27 protein-coding genes are annotated in these 21,255 nt (G+C 43.3%); 7 read left to right on the top strand and 20 right to left on the bottom strand.

Annotation, left to right across the window (positions count from 1 at the left end; genetic code table 11):
• Nucleotides 1–245: 245 nt before the first annotated feature.
• The 5 genes from J7E38_RS05600 to J7E38_RS05580 all read right to left on the bottom strand — a co-directional run bounded on the left by J7E38_RS05600 (nt 246) and on the right by J7E38_RS05580 (nt 4,930).
• A complete protein-coding gene (locus J7E38_RS05600; RefSeq protein ID WP_215038209.1) occupies nt 246–635 on the bottom strand; it encodes a DUF3397 domain-containing protein in 390 nt (129 codons plus the stop codon).
• Nucleotides 635–1,537, bottom strand: coding sequence for a 2-dehydropantoate 2-reductase (locus J7E38_RS05595; protein WP_214703774.1), 903 nt, complete (start codon nt 1,535–1,537; stop codon nt 635–637). Before J7E38_RS05595 ends, J7E38_RS05600 begins: the two co-directional genes overlap by 1 nt.
• A 207-nt stretch (nt 1,538–1,744) precedes the next feature.
• A complete protein-coding gene (locus J7E38_RS05590) occupies nt 1,745–3,286 on the bottom strand; it encodes an acyl-CoA carboxylase subunit beta (protein WP_214703772.1) in 1,542 nt (513 codons plus the stop codon).
• 73 nt (nt 3,287–3,359) lie between these two features.
• Entirely contained in the window at nt 3,360–3,572 is a 213-nt protein-coding gene (locus J7E38_RS05585; protein ID WP_214703769.1) for an acetyl-CoA carboxylase biotin carboxyl carrier protein subunit, read from the bottom strand.
• A gap of 14 nt (nt 3,573–3,586) precedes the next feature.
• On the bottom strand, nt 3,587–4,930 hold the full coding sequence (locus J7E38_RS05580) for an acetyl-CoA carboxylase biotin carboxylase subunit (RefSeq protein WP_214703766.1): 1,344 nt from the start codon (nt 4,928–4,930) through the stop codon (nt 3,587–3,589).
• Between the two features lie 232 nt (nt 4,931–5,162).
• Here J7E38_RS05580 and J7E38_RS05575 point away from each other — a divergent pair, with 232 nt between their 5' ends.
• Complete coding sequence (locus J7E38_RS05575) at nt 5,163–5,636, top strand: N-acetyltransferase (protein ID WP_214703764.1); 474 nt, start codon at nt 5,163–5,165, stop codon at nt 5,634–5,636.
• 47 nt (nt 5,637–5,683) lie between these two features.
• On the opposite strand, the gene J7E38_RS05570 is transcribed toward J7E38_RS05575, so the two are convergent.
• The 4 genes from J7E38_RS05570 to J7E38_RS05555 form a co-directional block, all read right to left on the bottom strand.
• Nucleotides 5,684–6,304, bottom strand: a complete 621-nt coding sequence (locus J7E38_RS05570) for an RsfA family transcriptional regulator (RefSeq protein WP_214703756.1) — start codon at nt 6,302–6,304, stop codon at nt 5,684–5,686.
• Between the two features lie 78 nt (nt 6,305–6,382).
• The gene (locus tag J7E38_RS05565) at nt 6,383–7,150 is read right to left on the bottom strand and encodes an enoyl-CoA hydratase/isomerase family protein (protein ID WP_214703754.1); all 768 of its coding nucleotides are present in this window, start codon (nt 7,148–7,150) and stop codon (nt 6,383–6,385) included.
• A gap of 208 nt (nt 7,151–7,358) precedes the next feature.
• Nucleotides 7,359–7,532, bottom strand: a complete 174-nt coding sequence (gene rpmF, locus J7E38_RS05560) for a 50S ribosomal protein L32 (protein WP_023615018.1) — start codon at nt 7,530–7,532, stop codon at nt 7,359–7,361.
• A gap of 80 nt (nt 7,533–7,612) precedes the next feature.
• Complete coding sequence (locus tag J7E38_RS05555; protein ID WP_215038207.1) at nt 7,613–8,137, bottom strand: YceD family protein; 525 nt, start codon at nt 8,135–8,137, stop codon at nt 7,613–7,615.
• Nucleotides 8,138–8,283: 146 nt separating this feature from the next.
• Between J7E38_RS05555 and J7E38_RS05550 the strand changes: the two genes are divergently transcribed.
• A complete protein-coding gene (locus J7E38_RS05550) occupies nt 8,284–9,501 on the top strand; it encodes a nucleotidyltransferase (protein ID WP_214703749.1) in 1,218 nt (405 codons plus the stop codon).
• Nucleotides 9,502–9,516: 15 nt separating this feature from the next.
• On the opposite strand, the gene J7E38_RS05545 is transcribed toward J7E38_RS05550, so the two are convergent.
• Both J7E38_RS05545 and J7E38_RS05540 read right to left on the bottom strand, forming a co-directional pair.
• Nucleotides 9,517–10,542 carry a SepM family pheromone-processing serine protease gene (locus J7E38_RS05545; protein WP_214703741.1) on the bottom strand — a complete coding sequence of 342 codons (1,026 nt, stop codon included), beginning with the start codon at nt 10,540–10,542 and terminating at the stop codon, nt 9,517–9,519.
• Nucleotides 10,539–11,354, bottom strand: a complete 816-nt coding sequence (locus J7E38_RS05540) for a patatin-like phospholipase family protein (protein ID WP_215038205.1) — start codon at nt 11,352–11,354, stop codon at nt 10,539–10,541. Before J7E38_RS05540 ends, J7E38_RS05545 begins: the two co-directional genes overlap by 4 nt.
• A gap of 272 nt (nt 11,355–11,626) precedes the next feature.
• On the opposite strand from J7E38_RS05540, the gene ylbJ reads away from it, so the two are divergent.
• Nucleotides 11,627–12,850 (top strand): sporulation integral membrane protein YlbJ, encoded by a 1,224-nt coding sequence (gene ylbJ / locus J7E38_RS05535; RefSeq protein ID WP_214703735.1) that lies wholly within the window; start codon nt 11,627–11,629, stop codon nt 12,848–12,850.
• Between the two features lie 16 nt (nt 12,851–12,866).
• Here the strand turns inward: ylbJ and coaD are convergent, their stop codons facing one another.
• On the bottom strand, nt 12,867–13,358 hold the full coding sequence (gene coaD, locus J7E38_RS05530; RefSeq protein WP_214703730.1) for a pantetheine-phosphate adenylyltransferase: 492 nt from the start codon (nt 13,356–13,358) through the stop codon (nt 12,867–12,869).
• Nucleotides 13,359–13,931: a 16S rRNA (guanine(966)-N(2))-methyltransferase RsmD gene (rsmD, locus tag J7E38_RS05525; protein WP_214703728.1), complete on the bottom strand. Its 573-nt coding sequence runs from the start codon at nt 13,929–13,931 to the stop codon at nt 13,359–13,361.
• A gap of 383 nt (nt 13,932–14,314) precedes the next feature.
• Between rsmD and J7E38_RS05520 the strand changes: the two genes are divergently transcribed.
• Complete coding sequence (locus J7E38_RS05520; RefSeq protein WP_214703725.1) at nt 14,315–14,704, top strand: DUF7147 family protein; 390 nt, start codon at nt 14,315–14,317, stop codon at nt 14,702–14,704.
• A gap of 48 nt (nt 14,705–14,752) precedes the next feature.
• On the opposite strand, the gene J7E38_RS05515 is transcribed toward J7E38_RS05520, so the two are convergent.
• From J7E38_RS05515 to J7E38_RS05500, 4 genes are all read right to left on the bottom strand, one after another.
• Nucleotides 14,753–15,028, bottom strand: coding sequence for a YlbG family protein (locus J7E38_RS05515; protein ID WP_144474770.1), 276 nt, complete (start codon nt 15,026–15,028; stop codon nt 14,753–14,755).
• 143 nt (nt 15,029–15,171) lie between these two features.
• On the bottom strand, nt 15,172–15,639 hold the full coding sequence (locus tag J7E38_RS05510) for a YlbF/YmcA family competence regulator (RefSeq protein WP_214703723.1): 468 nt from the start codon (nt 15,637–15,639) through the stop codon (nt 15,172–15,174).
• A gap of 95 nt (nt 15,640–15,734) precedes the next feature.
• Complete coding sequence (locus J7E38_RS05505; protein ID WP_214703721.1) at nt 15,735–15,974, bottom strand: YlbE-like family protein; 240 nt, start codon at nt 15,972–15,974, stop codon at nt 15,735–15,737.
• Between the two features lie 15 nt (nt 15,975–15,989).
• The gene (locus J7E38_RS05500) at nt 15,990–16,391 is read right to left on the bottom strand and encodes a YlbD family protein (protein ID WP_214703719.1); all 402 of its coding nucleotides are present in this window, start codon (nt 16,389–16,391) and stop codon (nt 15,990–15,992) included.
• Nucleotides 16,392–16,585: 194 nt separating this feature from the next.
• Here J7E38_RS05500 and J7E38_RS05495 point away from each other — a divergent pair, with 194 nt between their 5' ends.
• Complete coding sequence (locus J7E38_RS05495) at nt 16,586–17,077, top strand: PaaI family thioesterase (protein ID WP_214703717.1); 492 nt, start codon at nt 16,586–16,588, stop codon at nt 17,075–17,077.
• Between the two features lie 11 nt (nt 17,078–17,088).
• Complete coding sequence (locus tag J7E38_RS05490) at nt 17,089–17,445, top strand: hypothetical protein (protein WP_214703715.1); 357 nt, start codon at nt 17,089–17,091, stop codon at nt 17,443–17,445.
• Between the two features lie 840 nt (nt 17,446–18,285).
• Here J7E38_RS05490 and J7E38_RS05485 read toward each other — a convergent pair.
• Entirely contained in the window at nt 18,286–19,359 is a 1,074-nt protein-coding gene (locus tag J7E38_RS05485) for a CAP domain-containing protein (RefSeq protein ID WP_483297158.1), read from the bottom strand.
• Between the two features lie 279 nt (nt 19,360–19,638).
• Entirely contained in the window at nt 19,639–20,067 is a 429-nt protein-coding gene (locus J7E38_RS05480; RefSeq protein WP_214703711.1) for a CBS domain-containing protein, read from the bottom strand.
• A gap of 244 nt (nt 20,068–20,311) precedes the next feature.
• Here J7E38_RS05480 and J7E38_RS05475 point away from each other — a divergent pair, with 244 nt between their 5' ends.
• Nucleotides 20,312–20,671 (top strand): YugN family protein, encoded by a 360-nt coding sequence (locus J7E38_RS05475; RefSeq protein WP_214703710.1) that lies wholly within the window; start codon nt 20,312–20,314, stop codon nt 20,669–20,671.
• Nucleotides 20,672–20,693: 22 nt separating this feature from the next.
• Here J7E38_RS05475 and J7E38_RS05470 read toward each other — a convergent pair whose 3' ends face one another.
• Nucleotides 20,694–21,050, bottom strand: coding sequence for a hypothetical protein (locus J7E38_RS05470; protein ID WP_214703709.1), 357 nt, complete (start codon nt 21,048–21,050; stop codon nt 20,694–20,696).
• Between the last annotated feature and the right edge of the window lie 205 nt (nt 21,051–21,255).

The following is a 21,255-nucleotide window of genomic DNA, read 5'->3' as shown; positions in this document are numbered from 1 at the left end:
ACTTGTACTTCCTTTCTCGTTAACAATTTTCACTGTAATGAGTATAGCATTGTTTGAAATGAAAAGAAAAAAACTTTGCCTTTCGAAATTTCTAAAATCAAGGTTTTTTTATGAATAGGAGTCGCTCCACCCCTACAAAGGATGAATAAGCATTCGGTTATGTCAGGTGCAGAAGGCTTTTGCTCCGTTTCAGCTTGCAAAAATCAAAAAATGCTGGACCTCCGTAGAGACAGTCCAACATCAGGTCAAGCAAACAGGAACATCAGGCGCTTATACAAACCAAATAGAACAAGAATGATGTAGGCTGAACTGAAAAGCAGAAAATTAAACCGCCAAAAACCTTTAAAAACCTTCGGCAGAATGATTTCCTCTTTATAGTGCCAATGAATCCAGACGAATATGGCCGCCAAGCCAAATAAAATAATCAGTATAAGCCAAAAAAAGGATTTTCCCCATATGGTAAGGATCAAAAAATGGACAGACAGTACCAGCAAAAAAGTACTGAAGTCAATGGCGAGATTGACAGATCGACGGTGGTTTCCCGTGATTTGTTTGGTGATGATGAACACAGCCAGATAGCCAATTATAGGCACTGTAATCAATACGGCAACAAGTGCGGAGAAGAATCCAGGCATCATGCTCCCTCCCTTTCTTGCTCCTTCCCCTTGATGCAATGATAATAGTTATGTATTAATGGAGCTTTGATATTTTTGCTTATTGATAATTCGAGCAAGTATCCAAGGATGGCGTCAATCTCAGTCTGTCTGCCATTTTCAATATCCTTATACATGGACGAATGGTTATCTGCTGTTTTTGTGCAGACTGTCATCAGGTTCTGGAGGTATTCTTCCCGATGTTCCAGACCAAGGACAAGGGCACACTCCTCAAACATTTGCTTGAAGACCTCAAAATAAAAGGAATTATTGATCAGCTCACCATTCCTGACTTTCAAAATTGCAGTCAATGGATTGATGACAGCATTGACCACCAGCTTCTTGATGAGCATCTCTTTATAATCAGATTCAAAGAGAATTGGAAAATCGTCAGGAACCCTCAGCGAAAATTCTCTGAGAAGTCGGTCTTCTCCGCGGAATACTGCAGTTCTGGTGACCCCAAAGCCATTATGCTGAACGGTATATTCATTCTCTCTAACAGCTCCATGTTCGACCGATCCCACATAAATATCAGGCGCAGTGATCTCCGGGAGCATCTTGATATGGCCGTAACCGTTTTGCAGAAAAAGAATACTGCCTCTGGCATTCACCCTTAGCCTTAGCTCAGCCATTAGGTCGGAAAGCTGGTATTGCTTCACTGCCACAACCGTAAACTCTTCTGTTCCTTTCCAATCCTGGATGGCCGCAGCCGAAACCTTGAGCGGCGGCTGCGGTATGCCGCCTTTTATAAGATGCAGTCCATTTTTATTGATCTCGTCTGCTTGCTCCTTAGTCCGCGTATAGATGGTAACTTCGTTTTTGAAGCCGAGGTAATAGGAGAATAATAAACCTAATGAACCGCCGCCAATTATCGCTATCTTCATAAGTACCCCTCATTGAAGGTCTCCGCACACTATCAAGATGTGCATCTCCTGAAAATCTATCACATGTTAAAACAATAGTAAGATCTTTAGTCATATTTTAGCAGAAACAAATGCCTCTTAGGAAGAAAGGATTAAGGATTTTTGAGTTAATTTGCTAAACGGCACAAAAATGAAACGGAGACCCTCAAGGATCTCCGTTTCATTGTTTTACACAGGATAGACAGGGTGTTTCCTGACACTAAACTCCATGTCCTTTGTTTCATATAATTTGAAGCGATCGATCAGGGCATTCCTTAAATCATTCGCTGCGACGATATCGTCTACGATCAGTTCGGAAGCCAGCTTATAGATGTCAATGCTCTCTTTGTATTCCTGATGCTTTTCCTGGACAAAAGCGATTTTTTCTTTCGGGTCTTCGATTTGATTGATTTTATTCGAATACACCGCATTTACCGCCGCTTCAGGACCCATTACCGCAATTTGCGCAGTAGGCAGCGCTATGCAGCAATCCGGTTCGAATGCCGGTCCTGCCATCGCATACAAGCCAGCACCGTATGCCTTTCGGACGATAACAGAGATTTTGGGTACGGTGGCTGAACTCATCGCCGCAATCAGTTTAGCGCCATGGCGGATGATACCAGCCCTTTCAACCTTTGTTCCGATCATGAAGCCTGGAACATCGGCAAGGAACAGCAATGGAATATGGAAGGCATCGCAGAGTGTGATGAATTTTGCCGCCTTATCAGCAGAATCAACGAATAAAACTCCGCCTTTCACCTTTGGCTGATTCGCGATGATTCCGACTGCACGTCCGTCGATACGGGCAAAGCCGGTTATGATCTCAGGGGCGAACAGCTTTTTGATTTCAAAGAAACTGCCTTCATCAATCAAGGCATCGATTCCTTCATACATATCGAAAGGAGCATTTTGATTCAGTGGAACAATCTCTTCAAGGCTTCTTCCTGCCTTTGGAGCAACTCCTTCAATCAAATCTGTTTTTGATTGGAAATTCGCAGGGAAATAACTCAAATACCGCTTCGCTGCTTCAATGGCTTCTTGCTCACTATAGACAAGCATATCGCCTACACCACTCACAGAGCAGTGCATGCGGGCGCCGCCCATTTCCTCCAATGTGACCTTTTCGCCAATGACTTTTTCCGCCATCCTTGGGGATCCGAGATACATCGACGCATTCTGGTCCACCATGATCACGATATCGCAGAACGCTGGAATATAGGCCCCTCCCGCTGCGGAAGGTCCGAATAGAAGGCAGATTTGCGGGATTACACCTGACAATTTCACCTGATTATAAAAGATCTTTCCTGCTCCCCTTCTGTTCGGGAACATATCAAGCTGGTCAGTGATACGGGCACCTGCCGAGTCGACAAGATACAATAAAGGAACCTTCAGCTTTTCAGCTGTTTCCTGGATCCTGATGATCTTCTCAACCGTCCTGGCACCCCATGAACCTGCTTTTACTGTCGAATCATTCGCCATGACACAAACAGTCTGTCCGCCGATTTTGCCAATAGCAGTCACGACACCATCTGCAGGCAGGTCGCCAGCCTGGAAATTCGCGAACTTGCCATCTTCCTCGTAGACTCCCTCGTCAAATAAAAGATTAAGCCGATCTCTTACGAACAATTTATTTTGCTCCGCCAGCTTGTCATGATATTTCTGGTGGCCGCCAGCTTCAATTTGCTGGACTTTCTCTTGTAAAGTATCCGTTAAAGTCTTTGCGGTTGTCATTGTTCCCCTCCTAAAACCTATTTGGTTCAATCCTTCCCCTTTAAAGGGCTAGTTCGGCGCCTTTACTTTGCTATTATTCTAGTACAAGCAGGATATCGCCTTCGTTAACAAAGTCGCCGATATTTACTTTCACTTCAGCTACCGTTCCTGCCCCCTGGCTTTCAACAGGGATTTCCATCTTCATCGATTCAAGCATCAATACTTCCTGGCCTTCCGTAATGGAATCCCCAGCGGCCACCATCACATTCAATACTGTTCCTGCCATACTTGCTGTAATTTCTTTCATATCCATATCCTCCTCTATTTTGATGCCAATTTTCTTTCTGTTAAATATGCAGTTGTGTAGTTTCCGGATTTAAAGCCTTCTTCACCTAAAATTTCCACAAACAATGGAGCATTCGATTTGATTCCCTCCAGCTTCATGTTTGCAAAAAATTCCTGAGCAATTTTGATGGCTTCTTCCCGGTTTCCTCCCGCAGCGATGCATTTCGCAACCATTGGGTCATAATAAGGTGTGACCGTCGAACCAGATTCATAACCGGCATCGACTCGGACTCCTTCGCGATCTTCCCATGAAAACTCAGTGATTTTACCTGGTGAAGGCAAGAACCTGACTGGATCTTCCGCATAGAGACGGAATTCAATCGCTGATCCCTTCTTCTCAATTTCATCCTGGAGCAAAGGAAGTTTTTCGCCTCTCGCAACGAGGATTTGCCACTTCACAAGATCGAGACCGGTAATGGTTTCCGTGACCGGATGTTCAACCTGCAATCTTGTATTCATTTCGAGAAAGTAGAAATTCTCATTTTCATCCACAATGAATTCCACGGTCCCGGCGTTCACATAATCCACGGCCCTGGCAGCTGTTACTGCGGTTTCATACATTTTCTGCCGCGCTTCTTCCCTTAAGAACGGTGACGGCGCCTCTTCAATCACTTTTTGGTGACGGCGCTGGATCGAGCAATCACGTTCAAACATATGTACATGATTGCCATGGCTGTCGCCAAAAATCTGGACCTCGACATGACGGGCATTTTTGATGTATTTTTCAATGAATACTTCATCTGATCCAAAATATGCCTTTGCTCTGGCCTTCGTGGAATCAAAATTCTTAGCGAGCGCTTGCTCATTTTCACAGAGCACCATGCCAATTCCGCCCCCGCCCCCGCTAGCCTTCAGCATGACCGGGTAGCCAATTTCTTCTGCAAGCCTGACGGCGTCCTCCAGCGTTTTTAAACCCTGGTCACTGCCCGGCACAACAGGAACGCCCGCAGCTTCCATCGTCGATCTTGCGACGATTTTATCACCCATCTTTTCAATCGTATCCGGAGCAGGACCGATGAATGTCAACCCAGCTTTCTGCACTTTTCGGGCAAACTCTGCGTTTTCCGATAAAAAGCCATAACCAGGATGGATGCCATCCACTTTTTCTTCCTTTGCGATTCTCAAAATTTCATCTGTATTGAGGTAGGATTTCTGAACCGGCGGCTCACCAATCCGGAAAGCGCTGTCAGCTTCTTTTACAAAAGGCAGTTCCTGATCAGCATCTGAATAGACAGCCACAGTATCAATTCCAAGCTCACGGCAAGTGCGGATAATGCGAAGCGCTATTTCTCCTCTGTTTGCAATCAATATTTTTTGCACGCTCTTTCCCCTTTCCCGTAAAAAATTACGCTCACTTATAAAATTCTACAATATTCTGTATTCTTCCTGCAAAAATTGGAACCGCTTTCTAAAATTCAAATGCAGAATTTTTCATGTTTTTATAATATAATAAAAATAGGTGTAAAAAAACAAATAATTTCAGCTGCCTTTTTCAGAATAGGAAAAGCGCATGATCAGTCATTGATTGGCGGCTTGATAGAGGGAGTGTATTATGGTGAAAAAAGTGGAAAAACTTAAAATCAATTATAAGACGTTAGAGGAATTCAAGAAATTCAAGGAGTATGGCCATCAGGAGCTTTCAATGCTGGAGGATCTGGAAGCGAATATTGTGGAAAATGATAGCGATTCACCGTTTTACGGTATTTATTTCGGCGACAAGCTTGTTGCGCGCATGAGCCTTTATCAGGTCAAGAAACAGTTTGACCGTTACTTCGAACCTTCCCAGGATTATCTGGAGCTTTGGAAGCTTGAAGTACTTCCGGATTACCAGGGAAAGGGCTATGGCAAAGCGCTCGTTGAATTCGCGAAAACCTTTGGCCTGCCAATCAAGACTAATCCAAGAGTTAAATCTCAGGACTTCTGGGAAAAGATGGGCTTCACGCCTGTTCATTATGATGTGGAAAGAGACCGTGGTGAAAACCCGCTTGTCTGGTATCCTGCCGGTGTAACGGAACAAGTCCAGTAAGAACATATTAATAGCGCCTGCCAAATCTGGCAGGCGCTTCTTATTGTTTATTTTTCAACCTTTTCCAGGTTTCCTTTTCCCTCAACCTGAAAGTTCATTTTCTGCTGTTTTTCTTCGTCCTTAGGGCCTACTCTTTTTTTGGCCCGCTCCATGATATCAATCAGGGCACGATAGTCTTCTTCCATCGACCTCAGCTTTGTCTCTAATTTTTCATTTTCAGCAGACAAGTAATAGATTTGCTTTTCAAGGCCGCGGATTTTTTCTTTCTGATCATCCTGACTGTTAAGAGTTCCCGCTTTTTCATAGAGGTCATCAAGATACTGTTTTACTGCTTCAATGCTTAAATTCGATTGTTTTTCCTTTATCTCCTGGACCGGGCTTGGCGTTTCGCTTGCCGGAGCCTGAGCTTCTTCCGTAACTTCTTGTGATTTCACCTGTTTTTTTGCTTCTTTTCGCTGTTTTTTTGCTAGTTCGATGCCGGATTTATATTGCTTCCTCACATAGGAATTCCAGCGGAAACCGCAGGCGGCGGCTGTTCTTGACAGCTGTTTCCCTACTTCCTCAAAAGCTTTTAATTGCGTGCCGCCCTCGCGGATATTGCGCAATACTACTTCAGCAAGCAATAAGTCTTCGTCCTGTGACCAGGCATCCTGACGGGTTAGTGGCATCAGAAAATCCCTCCTATTGTTTTTTATTCATTCTTATGCATCTAATAGGAAAGATAGACTGATATCATCCAATACCAATCAATTATTTTTATTTTTTTTGCTCATAAAATCGTCCACTTTTTGATGATGTGCTTCTTCTCCCCATAGTACAGCACATTTTGCGGCTTCTGCTTCCATCCTTTCTCTCATTGATAATTGCTCCCATTTTTTATTGATTAATGATTTATAAGCTTCTAAAACCGCTGTCTCTTTATTCAAACTTTCTTTCATGAATGAGAGACAGGCATCAATAGGATCATCTGTATATAAATGATTCAAGAAACCAAGGCCCATTAGCTCTTCAGCATTGTGGATTCTTGCATCAAGCAGCATTTTCATTGCTGCGTGTGGAAGTCTTTCCAGGAGGATCGTGCCCCCTCCCCAGCCAGTTGTAATTGCCAGGTTTGCCTGGACGAAACCCGCTTTCATTTCTGCTTTTCCAATTCTGAAATCGCAGGCAGATGCTATTTCACAACCTCCCCCAACTGCAGAACCATTGAGAATCGCAATGGTCGGTTTTGGAAGTGTCAGCAGATTATATAGAATCCCAGCCATCCGCGAAAGCATCCCATATGCCTGTTCTTCTGTTTTCAATTGATGGAAGGCAGATAAATCGCCTCCCGAACAGAAAGCCTGCTCACCGGCACCTGTAATCGCAAAGACTTTAACATCCCGATCTGCCGCCATTTCGATTGCTGTTTCCAGCCCTGCCATTACCTCATAGTCAATAGCATTTCTTCTGGCAGGCCTGTTGATCGTAAAAAGCAGCACTCCGTCTTTTTCTTTTGAAATTATGTATGAATCCATCCAACCCGCTCCTCCTGAAAAACACTAGTCCTTCAAATTGTATCAATTTTCTGTATTAAGGAGCAAATATAGACAAAAAGTACAAGCGCCCCGGTCAGCCCAGATAAGCGCTGGAGCTGGATTATGACAACCCCAGTTGCGATCATTTCCTATAAAACAAAAAAAGCACAGAGATGCATCTGCATCCTGTGCTTTTTCTGAAAGAAAATTAGTCGTTAACAACTTCTTTTCCTTTGTATGTTCCGCAAGCTTTGCACACACGGTGAGCAAGTTTCATTTCACCGCAGTTAGGGCATGCTACCATACCCGGAACTTGTAATTTAAAATGAGTACGGCGTTTTCTTTTCGCAGTTTTAGACGTTCTTCTAAATGGTACAGCCATTCTTCCCACCTCCTTAAAAGGAATAAGAAAGTTTATGAAGGCCAGTCCTTTTCTGGACCTCCACGCTCTTTTTTCATTCATTAGTCAGAGGAATCCTTGGAATCCTCAAAGAATTTTGCAAGTCCGGCAAGCCGGGGATCAAGTTTTTCGGATTTCTCCTGTTCCTCGATTACTTCCCAATCCTTACCTGACTGGGGTGCGCCTTCTTGACCAGCGCTATCATCACAGAATACTTGCATCGGCACTTCCACCAGCAAGATATCCCTGATGATGGGTTCAAGATCAATGACATCGCCTGTTACTTGATGAACTTCCTCATCAGCCTCATAATCGTAGCTGTTTAACATGAAAGTTTCAGTAGTTTCCACATCAATTGGATATTTTACATCAACAAGTGTTCGTGAACAAGGCAGGATCAAGTGACCATCAATCCGGATGTGGAATGTCACTCTTGTGGCACTGATATCCGCCCTTCCAGTTAGATGGATGGGAGATACCTCGCGGATTGTCGGATCTGTTTCCTTAATTGAGTCCATTCGAACAAACTCGTCAATCAGAAAGTCCTTATTTCGATGTTTTTGTATCTGACTTATTGTCCATTTCATAGAATCACCCCAAGGCAACAAAGGTAATTATAGCCCTTCGCGTAATCATTTGTCAATATTTTTTCTTTACACTATAATTTACATAAATACTTTAAATTAAACTTCAAAACAATGCAATATCCATATTAACACGAAGGAGTACAATAATGAAAGCTGTTGGTGTCGTCGTTGAATATAATCCTTTCCATAATGGCCATCTATTTCATTTGCAGCAGGCGAAAGAACAATCTGGTTCTGATATTGCCATCGCCGCTATGAGCGGGAATTTTCTGCAGCGCGGGGAACCAGCGCTTGTTTCGAAATGGACAAGAACAAAGATGGCACTTGATGCCGGAGTAGACATTGTATTTGAACTTCCCTACCGATTCGCGACACAGCATGCCGAGGTCTTCGCAGAAGGTGCAGTCTCAATCCTGTCTGGAGCCGGCTGTGAGACTCTGTGTTTTGGCAGTGAATCAGGCGATCTCAATGCGTTCATCCAGACGATCAGCTTTCTTGAGGCCAACAATGATTTTTTTCAAGAAAAAATCAGGTTTTTTGCAGGAGAAGGTAACAGCTACCCTAAGTCAATAGCCCTGGCATTCCAAGCCCTCGCTCCTGCAGAAAGCTTCATTGATATTTCTAAGCCAAATAATATTTTGGGGATGCATTACATCCAGGCAATCCTCAGACAGGACAGCCAAATGACGGCACAAACAATTACCAGAAAAAACGCTGGCTACCATGATGAGCATTTTGCTTCGGCGACAATCGCCAGTGCGACCAGCATACGCAAAGCGTTGTTCGGCGCATCAGGCGAAATGGAAGCGATCAGACAATACGTCCCTGATTCGACATACAAACACTTGATCAGCTATAAGGAAGAGTATGGAGGATTCCATTCCTGGGAAAATTACTGGCCTTTCTTAAAATACAGGCTTTTGCAAAGCAGTCCTAAAGAATTGAACGAGTTTTATGAAGTGGAAGAAGGACTGGAAAACAGATTGCTTGCCGCTGCAGCAGCCTCAAACAGCTTCCAGCAATTCATGGAATCGATTAAAACGAAGCGCTATACATGGACAAGGCTGCAAAGAGTCTGCCTCCACATTTTAACCAATACACGAAAAGATCAAATGAATACCACCAAAAATACAGTGAATTATCTGAGGTTATTAGGTGCAACCGAAAAAGGACGATCCTACTTGAACTTAAGGAAAAAGGATTTCAGCCTGCCGCTTGTTTCCAAGCTTTCAGCCTTTTCAGATCCTGATCTTGAACTGGATACCAGAGCGGCCAGAATCTATGCACTTGGCCAAAACGGCAGCAGCCAGGAAAAATTGCTGGCAAAAGAATTCGCACAACCACCCATCATGTTAAAAGGATAAAAAAATCACGCTGGATCAGCGTGATTTTTCTTTTAGGTTCTCCAGATAGGACACGGCTTCATCAAAAGTATCAACAGGAACGATTTTCATTTTTGTTTTAATATCTTTTGCGGCAATAAGTGCTTCTTCGTAATTTGAGCCTTTTGCACCTTTTTCAAATGGTGCGAAAAAGATTTCGGCGCCTGCCTTATCCGCCGCTACTACTTTTTGCTGGATCCCGCCGATTCTTCCAATTGTCCCATCGGGGCTCATTGTCCCGGTGCCAGCTATTTCGTATCCCTTTGTCAAATCTTCCTCTGTCAATTGATTGTAAATTTCCAATGAGAACATAAATCCTGCCGATGGTCCGCCGATCTCCTCTGATTCCACCGTGACATCCGGTTCCACGTCAATTTCTTTATCATCAACAAGCTGGATTCCTACTACAGGGCGATTGCTTCCATCATCAAGTGCCTTCAATGGGATTTTGGCCTGTTTTGACTTGCCATTTCGCTTATACTCTAGCTTCACTGTATCCCCTGGCTTCTTGGAACTAATATAATCTATGAATTCTTGTGATGATGAAAAAGGATTGCCATCTACTTTGAAAACGAGGTCGCCTGGCTTCAATTTTCCATCAGCCGGCATTCCTTCCATTGTCCTTAGCACATAAACACCTTTATACGTATAGTCCACTGGTTTCCCGGCTTTTTTATAGGCAACCTCGATTGCTGCCGTCTTCGAATTATCCATCATGTGCAGCTGGCGGATATTGTATTCTTCATCCGTTTCATCCTCTGCCCTGATATCTTCGACTGGATAAATTTCCTGGTATTTGCTGAACTTGGCGATAACGTATGCATATATATTGGCTCTGCCCATCCTGACGGTTGTAAGCATGAAATTGCCTTCCTCGTCATAACCGCCTTCCACCTCGACAATCGGTTCCAGCTCTTTTGCCATTCCCGGCTTGGTTACATAGTATGGCAGGTAAAAAAGTGCACTAGCCATAATTAAAACAGCTGCCAATATAGAAATGCCTATCGATGTCTTTCTGCTCATTCTGTTTGCGGCTCCTTCCATTCTGCAATGCATTGTTTGATTTTATCGATATGCTTCCTCGCTTCTTCTTCACCAATCTCAATGATTTCTTCTATATTAGTAAATGCCTTTGAATTGAACATTTCAACTGGCGGGCGGAGCATCACATCGGAAGCAACCTCCCGATTCGCGACCAGCTCCATCTGCATGATATCGATACTTTGCATAATCACGTCGAATATAGAGGTCACATCCTCGTTGATTTTCACACTCGAAACATCAACGGCGATGACGATATTGGCTCCCATCTCCTTGGCGACAGAAACGGGGATGCGGTCAACGACCCCGCCATCGACGAATAATCGGCCTCCAAGCTTTTCGGGTACAAAAATCCCCGGGATTGCAATACTTGCCCTTACAGCTTCAGCCACAGGACCTTGTTTGAAGACTACCTTCTCCCCCGACATGAGGTCTGTTGCAACAATTCCAATGGGGATATCCAGCTCCTCAATCATTTTGCCATGAGTAAAGATTCTGATGAGCTCTTTCACTCTTTTCCCGGCGATAAATCCCATTTTAGGTACCGTAAAATCAAGATAGTATTTCCTTTTGAATACCCGTGATAGTTTATAGAGCCGTTCAACATCCAGCCCCGCACCGTAGAATGATGCTACAAGCGCCCCCATGCTGCTTCCGGCTATTAAATCAATGGGGATGTCTTCATCCCGAAGGACTTTTATGACACCCAGATGGGCAAATCCTCTTGCACCACCAGAACCCAGGGCTAAACCGACCTTTGGTCTTGCCAAAGCTTTTTCCTCCCTTAAACCCATGTTTTTGTCGATACATCCTAAACTTGGTCTAAATTGAAGTTCAGCGAGTATATTGATTTATATGAGGACAAGGCTGACAACTAATCATGTTTTTTCAGGTAAAAAATTTCGGGTCCAAACCGGCCCCTTATCAAGGTTTTTTTCACTAATGTGACAGCACACAAGGTATATAGTATGGGATGGATGGAAAATTACCCCACCGGTGAGTTTCACTCTATTTTACCATTGATTAAAAAAGTTTCACAGCAAGACCGCAGGAAGGAGAATCTCAAGTGCTAAAATCCAGATTGAAAACACTGTTCCTTGCAGCCTCCGTCACCTTTCTGGCTGTTTCACTCATTACCTTTCCCCAAGAATCCTTTGATGCTTCGATCCGGGGATTGAATATGTGGTGGGAAATTGTCTTTCCCTCGCTCCTTCCTTTTTTCATCGTATCCGAAATGCTGATCGGATTTGGAGTTGTCCGTTTTATCGGTGTACTTCTCGAACCGTTGATGAGGCCTCTGTTCAAGGTACCGGGTGTCGGCGGATTTGTCTGGGCGATGGGAATGGCATCGGGCTTTCCAGCAGGAGCTAAACTGACGGCAAGGATGCGCCAGGAAGGTCAGCTGACAAAAATTGAAGCAGAAAGACTGGTTTCATTTACAAACTCCTCCAATCCCCTTTTCATATTCGGAGCTGTATCAGTTGGATTCTTTTACAATGTCCAGCTTGGGGTCATACTCGCTCTGGCTCATTATCTTGGCAATATCAGCGTAGGCTTGATCATGAGGTTCTACGGGAGAAACGAAGAAAGCACCAAAAAGGATAAAGAACGGAATTTATCCATAAGGGATGCTTTTGCAGCATTGCACAGAACAAGGATCAAGGACAACCGTCCGATTGGAAAGCTTCTCGGCGATGCCGTGATGTCTTCCATCCAGACTCTATTGATGATTGGCGGCTTCATCATCTTGTTTTCGGTTATAAATAAACTGTTATTCCACCTTCATGTTACTGGATTTCTTGCCAAATTCCTTGAAATCATGCTCGGAATGCTGGGAATGACTGATATGCTTAGCCTTCCATTTATTTCTGGCTTATTCGAGATTACACTCGGCAGCCAGATGACCAGCCAGGTCCAGGATGCAACCTTGATGCATCAGGCTGTCATTACAAGCTTCATACTGGCATTCAGCGGTTTTAGTGTTCAGGCACAGGTGGCAAGCATTCTCGCGCAGACAGATATCCGTTTCCAGCCATTCTTTTTCGCGCGAATCATCCATGGATTCTTTGCTGCTTTTTATGCTTTCATTCTCTGGAAACCAGTATATGAACGCTTTTTCCAGGATGGCCAGCCATCAAATGCATTGCCCGTAATGGAATATCTGACATCGGAGGGAAGCCGCCTGGCAGAAGCATACAGCCTCCTTGCCACGGCAGGGCCGCTGATCACGATAGGCAGCTTGCTCATTTACATTTGGATTCTCGGCAGCCGGATCCTGCAAGAAAAATAACGGGCATCTCTGCCCGTTATTTTTTGTCTTCATTGAATTTTTTCAGTAAAGCTTCCTCGACTTCACTTGGTACCAATTCAGAAATTTTACCGCCATACTTGGCCACTTCTTTTACGATGCTTGAACTCAAGAATGAGTACTGGTTATTTGTCATGATGAAAAAAGTCTCGATTTTGTCATCTAAAACCCTGTTCATTGAAGTGATTTGCATTTCATACTCAAAATCCGAAACAGCGCGCAAACCTCTGATTATGGCATTGGCATTGACGCTCTCTGCATAATCAACCAGCAGTCCCTGAAAGGAATCCACTTTTACATTCGGGATGTTCTTTGTGACCTGATCGATCAGATCTATTCTTTCTTCTACCGAAAACAGCGGTTTCTTTGAAGAATTATTCAAAACGACTACATAAAGTTCATCGAATACTTTCGCAGCTCTTGTGATGATATCCAAGTGCCCGTAGGTAATTGGGTCGAAACTGCCTGGACAAACAGCAACTCTTGCCACCTATTCTTCCCCCTCATCTTCTGCATCAACGTTATAAAGAGTTATTCCGATAATACCATATTTTTCATTTCTGGTTTGCACCAATTTCCCTATTTTTTCTGGCAGCCTGATATCTGAAGCATGCTCGCAGACAATCAAACCTTCCTGATGGATAAGTCCCTCTTTATCCATCATTTCCAACAGCTTGACCAGCTGCTGTTTTTTGTAAGGAGGATCCAGGAAAATATAATCGAAGACCAGCTCTCTTTTCTGAATGGCCTTCAAGGCCCTGACAGCGTCATTCCGGTAAACTTCTGCTTTCTCTTCCAGGCCGCAGGACTTCAGGTTCTCATTTATAACGTGAATTGCCTTTCCTTCACGGTCGACAAAAATGACCTGATCCAGTCCTCTGCTGAGTGCCTCGATCCCCAGGCCTCCGCTGCCGGCAAATAAATCAAGGCCCAGACCTCCCGTAAAATAAGGCCCAATCATATTGAACAAGGATTCCTTCACTTTATCAGTAGTAGGCCTGGTAGACGTCCCGGGCACCGCTTTTAAAACCCGGCCCTTTAAATCACCTGATACAACTCTCATTTTTTTGCTCCTTAAAATATGTAAGCTTTTTACAATATGTTCGTATAAATTACTCCCTTATCCTACCACACATTCAAAAAATTAACCAAACCAGTGTATATCCCTTCCTAATATGGAAATAATGATGATTAACAACATCAATTTGAGGATGTTGTTGCCAACCGCGGAGAAGACTTACGTTTCCCCATAAGTTCTTCCTCCGGTTTCTCCTCTCCCTTTGCCTTCTGCACTATTGTGGTGCATGGAAGGAAGCCTTGAGCCTAAATGGTTCAAGGCTTTGTTTTTGTAAAAAAACATCTTCTCCTACAGGACATAACAGCTTCAAATTTAAGACTGCAAATGGTAAAGTATGAAGGAGTGATAAGTCGGAAGGGGAAATAAAATTGATTCAGCGTTTTATCGAGCTTGGAGAAGGATACTCAGATCTATACGAATTGATTGAAACAGCCAGGGCAAACCGCCATCGGTTGATGCACTTAATGGCGATCCATACAAAAGTGAATGAAAAAGAAGTAAGTTCCCTCGTAGTGGTCCTTAAGCCAACCAACCCCGGGAACTTCCAGGCTTTATATATCTGCAGGGAGGGAATATCGAACCCTCATATTTTAAAGAACAAGCGCTTTGACATGTTCAAGGAGCTGGCTGATGAACTGGACAAGACGATCATAGAATTTGATGTTAAACCGTCCACGATGTTTGCCGAAAAAGAATTGTATTTTCAGTACTTGATAGGCATCCTCAGGCTGAACCATTACATTCCGCCTCTTCAATAGCATTTCAATACAAAAAAGGCGAGGATTCCCCTCGCCTTTTTTATATTGCTATATTCCCATCTTATAGTCATATTCTTTGGCCTTGTCAGGGGAAGAATTTTCAAACTCCATTTTCAAGAATGGTTTGTAAGAAGGTTCCACCTTTTTAACGAATGAATATGATTTAATCTTTTCCATAAGCCCCTCTGCCTCGTCGAGATTGCAATAAATTACAGCATATTTCAACTTTTTCGAGACAAAATGAACATTGCCAAATCTTCTGAGCATCTTGGCCTGTTTCAGTGAATACAGCCAGACGATGATTCCTTGCCTCTGTCCTATCATATTCTTTTCCCCTTCGGTAAACGTTTGCTTTGTACTAGTCTAGCATACAAAAACCAGTTTTTTCAATCATCAATCATGTTTTCCCGCTTACCGAAGCAGAATCGAGGCAAATAAAAAAGCATGGGAGTCCCATGCTTTTCATTTTAAGCGGAGCATCCACAGCTTCCACCGCTGCCGCAGCCGCCACCGCAAGAGCTTTCGAAGAACGGGTTTCCGGTTGGCACTTTCACACTCTCGGAAACGGATCTGCCGATAATTACGCTCACCTCATCAAGAAGGCTTTGCAAATCATTTTCCGCTTTCTTGAATTCGGCAATGGTCTCGTCCATATCAAGCTCTCTTTTCACAAGGCGGATCTTGCCCATGATTTCTTTGTAGTCGGGATGGTATTTTCCGAAACGCTGGACCTCTTCATAGCGTTCCTTCATGTCCACAAAATCACGGACCTTTCTTTGTGTTTCCGCATTGTTTTTAACGTTATATAAACATTCCCGATAATATTCGGCAATATCAGATTGTAAAATCATGCTGACTAACTGTTCAGCTTCTTCCAACAATAAGACTCTTTCTGATGTAACAGCAAGCAATGCTGGCTCACCTCCGAACCTCATTTTACCATGAAACTGCCAGAAAAGCTAAGGATTCTGGTCTGAAGGCTTTTACAGGCTGAAAAAACAAAGCTTCCTTCGTGGAGAAGGAAGCTTGATCATGACTGTGAATTCATACTCGAGAACATATGCATCATCATTGATGCCATCTGTACATTGTTGGAGAACTTCTGGACCTTATGAGGGATGGTTTTTTCAAAATGATGCAGCGCAGCAATTTGGGCTGAATGCAAATCCCTTGGATCCCTGCTCAGCTTCCTGTACCAGTGGGGCTGGGCTCGGACGAACTCAATCAATTCCTTATTCGATCGCAATTGATCCATAACATCTTTTCGCATGCTTACGCCTCCATTCTAATCCTTCCTGAATGAAAAGGGATTTGACGGACCAGCATTGTTTGAACCTTGGGACCCGCCTGATTTCCCCTGGAACTGGGAAAGCACACCCTGGATTGCCCCGAGTGCCTGGCTGATATTGTTAATCTGCCCTTGCACCTGGGCAGGGTCCATATTTTTCACTGCCCCCATGATGGTACCGAGCCAATCTGTTTTTTGTTCCTTCTCTTCGTTTTTCTTGTCCTTTTTATTCTCCGATTTTGCAGCCCATCTTGGATCGTCTTCACCAAGTAAGTACCAATCCTCGAACATTTCCTGCCAGGTCGTTTCCCCCTTCCGTACTTGCTGTGCCAGTTCCGGGCGTTCTTTTACAAATTCCTTGAACTTTTCAACAGATGGATGGAGTTTCTTTTTGGCCATGCCTTTCACCTCACAGTGTAACAAATGCCTATAATAGCATATGAAACCCATCATGAATGGTGAAGGATATATCGAATAGTTCCAAATTGAAATCAAACTTGTTAAAATAGAAAACATAAAAAAGGCTTTGCTAAAATAATGATTTAGAATAAGAATGAAAGAAACAGAGCCATTTAGAAAGAGGTATAAATATAGTGGAAAAAGATTTGCACCAACTTTTGGACGAATGCATCTCGCTATCAGGCGAACAGGAATTAGAAGCACTTAAAATTGTGCTGGCAGGAGTAAAAAATAAATTAAGCGGCAAAAACAGCACTTATATCGATGGCCTGCTGCACATGGACAGAAGACTCGATGACCAAACTTGTGAAATTGATATTCCAATTACAAGGGTGCTCGACAATACACTCGGGATTGTTCATGGCGGATTTACTGCCACTGTACTGGATACGGCGATGGGAACATTGGCAAACAGGTTGCTGCCAGAAGGCTACGCTGCCGTGACATCACAGCTCAACATCCATTTTCTTGCTCCCGGAATCGGCGACAAACTCCATTGCAAAGCCTCGCTGATCCATAAAGGCAGAAGCACCGTCGTCCTTGAAGCCGATGTATTCCGGTCTGACGGCAAAAGAATAGCCCACTCTTCCGGAAGCTTTTTCGTTATCGAAAAACAGCATAAATAAGGGGATATTACATGGTTACAGCAATTGCGATTCCACTAATCCTTGCCTATTTTTATTGGCTGACAAAAAAAGAGATGCAGCGAAATGAGCAGGAATGGATTGGTCTGGAGGAAATTCCAGAAGAAGCAATCGTCAGCGGAAAAATCATTGAAGTCCATGAACACAAAGAACGTTTTTACTATCACCGCTTCAACCATGTGACTGTTTTGAAAATCAACACCGGAGTAAAAGAATTGACGGTAAAGAAAATAACTCCTTTAAGAAAAGGAGCAGTCCCTCCCACCTTCAGTGAAGGCGAATTGGTGCATCTGTATGGTAACTGGAAGCATGGCTACTTTTCCATTAACAGAGCTGTCAGGAAAGGCTAAGAGCAGATGACTGCGGCTTACAAACTGTAGACTAACTCGTGGATACCCGAGTTTTCTACAGTTTTTTTTTTATGTTGTTTAACTGTTGATTTCCGTTTAGGTCGCTTCGCTTTCCGACGGGCAGAGCAGAGTGGGCGAAGCAGCTTTGGGTCTGCCTGATTTTACGCCTGTTTGTACAAAAGTGGACTGAAGGTGTCTTTAGTTCGGACAGCTTTTCACCCGTAAGCATGAATGTTGTCCGAAGTTGACTCTAGTTCGGACAGCTTTTCACCTAAAAACACGAATGTTGTCCGAAGTTGCCCCTGGTTCGGACAGGTTATCGCCTGTAAGCGCGAAAGTTGTCCGAAGTTGACTCTGGTTCGGACAGCTTTTCACCTAGAACCACAAATGTTGTCCGAAGTGGACCCTGGTTCGGACAAGTTATCGCCTGTAAGCGCGAAAGTTGTCCGAAGTTGACTCTGGTTCGGACAGCTTTTCACCTAGAACCACAAATGTTGTCCGAAGTCGCCTCTAGTTCGGACAGGTTATCGCCTGTAAGCGCGAAAGTTGTCCGAAGTTGACTCTGGTTCGGACAGCTTTTCACCTAGAACCACAAATGTTGTCCGAAGTGGACCCTGGTTCGGACAGCTTTTCACCTAAAAGCACGTAAGTTGTCCGAAGTGGCACATAGTTCGGACAGCTTTACACCTATTTGCCCCAAAGTTGTCCGAAGTACCCGCACTTCGGACAGCTTTTCTTACGATACAAAAAAGGGTTCGGAATGGAAGCATTCCGAACCCTACTGGAAAGAGCAAGCACTCTGGTATTTATGAAGATCGTAAGAATTAATTAAAATTGCTATTACTCTTGATTCCACATTTTCAAAAAGTTCTGGGTATAATGCTTTTGATAAACTCCAACTCCAAGGTGGGAGAAATCCTCATTCAATAGGGCTTCACGGTGGGCTTCACTGTTCAGCCATCCTTCTACAACCGCTGGCGCATCCGTATAGTTTGCAGCGATGTTTTCCCCGGCCACTTCATATAAGATATCAGCCGCTTTTAGTCTTTCGGACAGATCCCCGTATTTTTCCGACTCATGAGAAAAATAGTCTTCGATTGCCATATCTTTGCTGTGCGCATAAGCGACTTCAGCCGTTTTCTCATCCCACTCTAGTAATTGCAGTTCATGTCTTGATCTGATGGCATTGGTTATGTCGAGAATTTGTTTCTCCAGGCCTGCTTCAATCCTAACCCAGTCCCCATCGGATAATACGGGAGGTTCGATCAGCGTCCCTCTGTAGACCATTTCATATGGTCGCTGTTTGATGATTGTTTCCTTGTCCATATACCGAATGCTGGATACGGAGCTCGTGAATTTATCGATATAAAGCTGCACGAAGTAGTCGCCCATCTTGATGACTGGCCTTGTGTTCATATCCTGTTCGGAAAGCTCGAACTTGTATGAGCTTCCGTTGTGTTCGAAGGTTACTTCCGGTTCAATCACATTCATTGAAAAAATTTCTTCGATCGGCTGCCCAATTTTAAATGGCAGTACATCCACCTTCGGGCCAATCCCATAGGCGGTCACAACCTTGTCATTCAGTACACCAGCCTGTATATATTGATCAGGGTCGTTGTTGAAGATCCACCAATGAAAACCATAAGCTGATAGGTCAACCCTGGAAGGATTGCCTAGTATCTCTTTAAGTCCATCAATGTCTTTTCCTAATAGTGAGGCTACACCCTGCTGAGGCTGTTCAATGCCTTCGCTGATATTTTGTTCTGCGATATTCTTTTCAAGAGATTCATCCACTTTAGGAGTCGAGTTCTGTTCGATTACCAAATCATCATTTTCTTCTTTGTTATATCCCATGTATAAACCTATAAATAGAAATATTGCAGCAAAAATCAATATCCTTACAATTGTTCGCAGATGGATCCCCCCCTTATTCAAGCCTGCTGCGTATAAGATGCAAGCTAGTATCTCTCTATTACTATATGAGCGATTTTAGCTTTTATTATACCATTTATGTTGATCTTTTTAATAGGACTGTTCCATCAGCCCTATAAAAAATAATGACCTATCAACAAATTGGACACTTTTCCCTTTTCTCTGTCAAAATATCACACTTCCGATCGATTTCTTGTCATGCCGTTTCTTCTTTTAGACAGATAAAGACAAAAAGGCACCCTTTGAGAGTGCCTTTCCTCGCTATTGCATTTGATTTTCGGATTCAGAGATTTCGGATAAAGCATGTTGGGCCTGCTCATCTGTCATTTCATTGACAGCAAAATCACCAAGTGCTACTATCCCTACCAATTTGTCTCCTTCGACTACAGGCAGCCTTCTGATCTGGTGTTCCGCCATAAGGCTTGTAGCTTCTTTCGTGGACATTTCAGGGGTTGCTGTAACAAGATGGTCACTCATGACACTTTCAACCTTTGAGGAAGGTGGATGTTTTTCAGCGATTCCTCTAATGACAATATCTCGGTCGGTAATCATGCCTACCAGTTTATCATTGTCAACAATAGGAATGGCTCCAACATTCAGCTCCTTCATTTTTACTGCCACTTCGAACACATTATCCAGCAAGGTACATGTCTCTACATCGCTCGTCATAATATCCCGGATTTTACGCACGTCTTTTTTCCTCCTTATGGGTCAAGCTTAACCTGCTCGATATTATGGTTGCCGGGATTTTGCTAATTATGCCAAAAACGTGAAATTGTCAATCTTGCTGGATGCTATAAAGAATAAAACAAGAAACACTGAAAAACGCTTTTATATTCATTGCAACTTAATCATATTTTTACTATTATTAAATTTGAGATATACTCTATTATAAAGCGTGAATTTTGCAGTGTGTTTTTAGGAGGGAAAAAGGATGAAATTCGAAAATACAGGTATCGAAAATCTGAAGGCGGACTTGAACCGTCTTGATGAGGTTATGCTGGAGCACGGTCTTGTACGTGAAGGACAATGGGATTATGAGCGAGTAACTTATGACAAAAAGCTCGTCGTCAAGGAAGGTACATATTATCTGCGTGTCCAGGGCCATGTCCACGAGGGTGATGTTGGCGCACACAAAGCAATCATTCAATTGATGACTCCTTTGCTGGGCAAACATTATTATCCGCATGGTGTCGAATACGGTGAAGGTGAACACTTCCCGAAATCATTAGTCAGCCAGTGTGAGAAGCTTCTGAATGAAGTGAAAGCTGAAGTCGAGAAATTCGCTATATAAATCTAAAGGGAAAAAGACGCTTTCATTGCGTCTTTTTTGCTTTTACGCCAGTAATAATCACATCAATTTTCTTAGGCAAAAAAGAAGTATACAGGATAATTTCCTCTGCTATGCGACGCTGAAGATCCATTGCATTATGGTAGATTGAGTGCTCCCCTAGCATGGCGTTGACAAATACCTTTATATTTACATTTCCCTGCTCTAGTTCACACCTTACCCCATTATCACTGAATGCTGATTTTCGGAAAACGGGGATTCTCGTTTTAAGCTCAGATTGATGAAAAAAAGCGTCTTCATTGATGTTTGCATGGACGATTGCACAAATTGCACGGCATAACTCTCTAAGTTGCACAGGAATGACGTTCCCAGAATTCTTCATTGCCTCACCCCTATATGGTTAGGTTATCGAACATGATGTTCAGGCACATGGACAGGGAATGAATGACGAACGATCGTTTTTTATCAAAAAACTGCTTGTGCCGGAATTCAATGTGAAATAAAATCCCAGCCGCAATAGCTGATTTTTGTTGTTTCTTATATTAAATGCGTACTATAATTTAATTGTTAAGGAATTTTAGCGTTTT

The organism is Bacillus sp. ISL-35 (genome assembly GCF_018613355.1).
In the GTDB taxonomy this organism is placed as follows: Bacteria; Bacillota; Bacilli; order Bacillales; family Cytobacillaceae; genus Mesobacillus.
The sequence above is the reverse complement of the archived record's forward strand: the minus strand, read 5'-3'. Positions and strand labels throughout refer to the sequence as shown.